Consider the following 3,008-nt stretch of genomic DNA (forward strand, 5'->3'; position numbering starts at 1 on the left):
AAAACAACAGTGATTCCGTAAGTAGTGGCGAGCGAACGCGGAACAGCCCAAACCGGGGCTTACGGGCTCCGGGGTAGTAGGACCTGCGTAATTGGAAACATGTTAAGTCGAAGTCGTCTGGAAAGGCGCCCCGTAGCAGGTGATAGGCCTGTAGGCGTACGCATGTTGACAAGGCGGGTATCCTGAGTAGCGCGAGGCCGGTGAAACCTTGCGTGAATCTGCCGGCACCATCCGGTAAGGCTAAATACATCTGCATGACCGATAGTGAACCAGTACCGTGAGGGAAAGGTGAAAAGAACGCCGAGACGGCGAGTGAAATAGTACCTGAAACCGTGTGCTTACAAGCGGTCGGAGCTTCGATGTATCGGAGTGACGGCGTGCCTTTTGTATAATGAGCCTACGAGTTGCTCCTGTCGTGCGAGGTTAAGCCCTTTAGGGGTGCAGCCGCAGCGAAAGCGAGTCTGAACAGGGCGCGCAGTACGGCGGGGCAGACGCGAAACCAAGTGATCTATCCATGGCCAGGGTGAAGTGGCGGTAAAACGCTATGGAGGCCCGAACCCGTTGACGTTGAAAAGTCTTGGGATGAGCTGTGGATAGGGGTGAAAGGCCAATCAAACTTGGAGATAGCTCGTACTCCCCGAAATATATTTAGGTATAGCGTCTGGTTTTGTCTGCCCGGAGGTAGAGCACTGATTAGGCTAGGGGGCTTCACCGCCTACCAACCCTAGACAAACTCCGAATGCCGGGCCAGAGCCACCAGGCAGTCAGTCCCAGGGTGATAACGTCCTGGGGCGAGAGGGGAACAACCCAGACCACCAGCTAAGGCCCCCAAATCCGGGCTAAGTTGATCAAAGAAAGTTGAGTTGCTCAGACAACTAGGAGGTTGGCTTAGAAGCAGCCATTCCTTTAAAGAGTGCGTAATAGCTCACTAGTCAAGCGACTCGGCGTCGATAATAAGCGGGCATAAGTCCGGTGCCGAAGCTGTGGGATTGAAAAATCGGTAGGGGAGCATTCCAGTCTGCGCTGAAGGTGTCCTGTGAGGGATGTTGGAGCGGCTGGAAGCGAAACTGTAGGCATGAGTAACGATAAGACGGGTGAAAAACCCGTCCACCGTAAACCCAAGGGTTCCTGATCAACGCTAATCGGATCAGGGTTAGTCGAGACCTAAGGTGTACCCGGTAAGGCCGGGGAAGCCGATGGCAAAGCGGTTAAATATTCCGCTACCTAGGCTTACGTTAGGCCAAGGCGTGACGCAGAAGTGACACTCCCGCGTGCGGACGAATGCACGTTAAAGGGCGTAGGCTTCGGAGTAGGCAAATCCGCTCCGAGTTAAAGCTGAACCCCGACAGTACCCGGATCTTCACGGTGAAGGGATAGTGGAGGTAATCATGCTGCCAAGAAAAGCGTCGTGGTTTGTAAGACTAGCTCGTACCCCAAACCGACACAGGTGGGTGAGGAGAGTATCCTCAGGTGCTCGAGTAATTCATGGCTAAGGAACTAGGCAAATTAGATCCGTAACTTCGGGAGAAGGATCCCCCTCCGCGTGAGGGGCGCAGTGAAAAGGCCCAAGCGACTGTTTACCAAAAACACATGTCTCTGCTAAGCCGCAAGGCGATGTATAGGGACTGACACCTGCCCGGTGCTGGAAGGTTAAGGAAGGGGGTTAGACCTTTGGTCGAAGCTCTTAACTGAAGCCCCAGTAAACGGCGGCCGTAACTATAACGGTCCTAAGGTAGCGAAATTCCTTGTCGGGTAAGTTCCGACCTGCACGAATGGTGTAACGACTTGGGCACTGTCTCGGCCATGAGCTCGGTGAAATTGTGGTATCGGTGATGACGCCGATTACCCGCAGCGGGACGAAAAGACCCCGTGAACCTTTACTACAACTTTACATTGGCTTTAGCTGTAGCATGTGTAGGATAGGCGGGAGGCTATGAAGGGGCGTCGCCAGGCGTCTTGGAGCCACCCTTGAAATACCGCCCTTGCTACAGGTGAAGTCTAACCCTTCCGGGGAACAGTGTATGGTGGGTAGTTTGACTGGGGCGGTCGCCTCCTAAAGAGTAACGGAGGCTCCCAAAGGTACCCTCAGCACGGTCGGCAATCGTGCGTAGAGTGTAAAAGCATAAGGGTGCTTGACTGTGAGGCATACAGGCCGAGCAGGCACGAAAGTGGGGTTTAGTGATCCGGTGGCACCGCATGGAAGGGCCATCGCTCAAAGGATAAAAGGTACTCCGGGGATAACAGGCTTATCTCCCCCAAGAGTTCATATCGACGGGGAGGTTTGGCACCTCGATGTCGGCTCATCGCATCCTGGGGCTGGAGAAGGTCCCAAGGGTTTGGCTGTTCGCCAATTAAAGCGGTACGCGAGCTGGGTTCAGAACGTCGTGAGACAGTTCGGTCTCTATCTGCTGTGGGCGTAGGAACATTGAGGAGGGCTGCTCCTAGTACGAGAGGACCGGAGTGGACGCACCGCTAGTGCACCTGTTGTGTGGTCGCATGCATCGCAGGGTAGCTATGTGCGGAAGTGATAAGCCGCTGAACGCATCTAAGCGCGAAGCACGCTCCAAGATAAATGTTCCCTATGAGCCTCCCGGAAGACGACCGGGTAGATAGGCGGCAGGTGTACGCATGGTAACATGTTTAGCCGAGCCGTACTAATCAGGCCATTGGCTTTGTTTATATGGCTTGCACCGCAGCACTCTGTGGGGCAAGCCTGGCATACTAGCACACAATACATATTACACTTCTTCCAGGATCCCTATCCAGGGGCCTGTTCTGCGAAGCCTCGGCGAAGCAGAAACCATGTCAAAAAACTTTATTTACTGACTAAGGATCAGCCAACACAAGAACTTGATTGAGGTGGCTATTGCGCAGGGGCCCCACCCGTTCCCATCCCGAACACGGCCGTTAAGCCCTGCAGCGCCGATGGTACTGCTACGCGGTAGAGTAGGTCGCCGCCTCTCCCCCTTTAAAAAACCCCTTCCCCACAAAGAAGGGGTTTTTTTATT

General features: G+C 54.3%; 2 rRNA genes (1 of these 2 cut by a window edge). Both read left to right on the top strand.

Annotated features, from left to right (window positions below):
* Window positions 1-2,677 (top strand): 23S ribosomal RNA (locus ED557_15945); it begins 196 nt to the left of the window's first position.
* A gap of 178 nt (window positions 2,678-2,855) precedes the next feature.
* Window positions 2,856-2,963: ribosomal RNA gene (rrf, locus tag ED557_15950) — 5S ribosomal RNA — on the top strand.
* The last annotated feature ends 45 nt before the right edge of the window (window positions 2,964-3,008 follow it).

Origin of the sequence: Balneola sp., from assembly GCA_003712055.1 — a bacterium.
GTDB lineage: Bacteria > Bacteroidota > Rhodothermia > Balneolales > Balneolaceae > RHLJ01.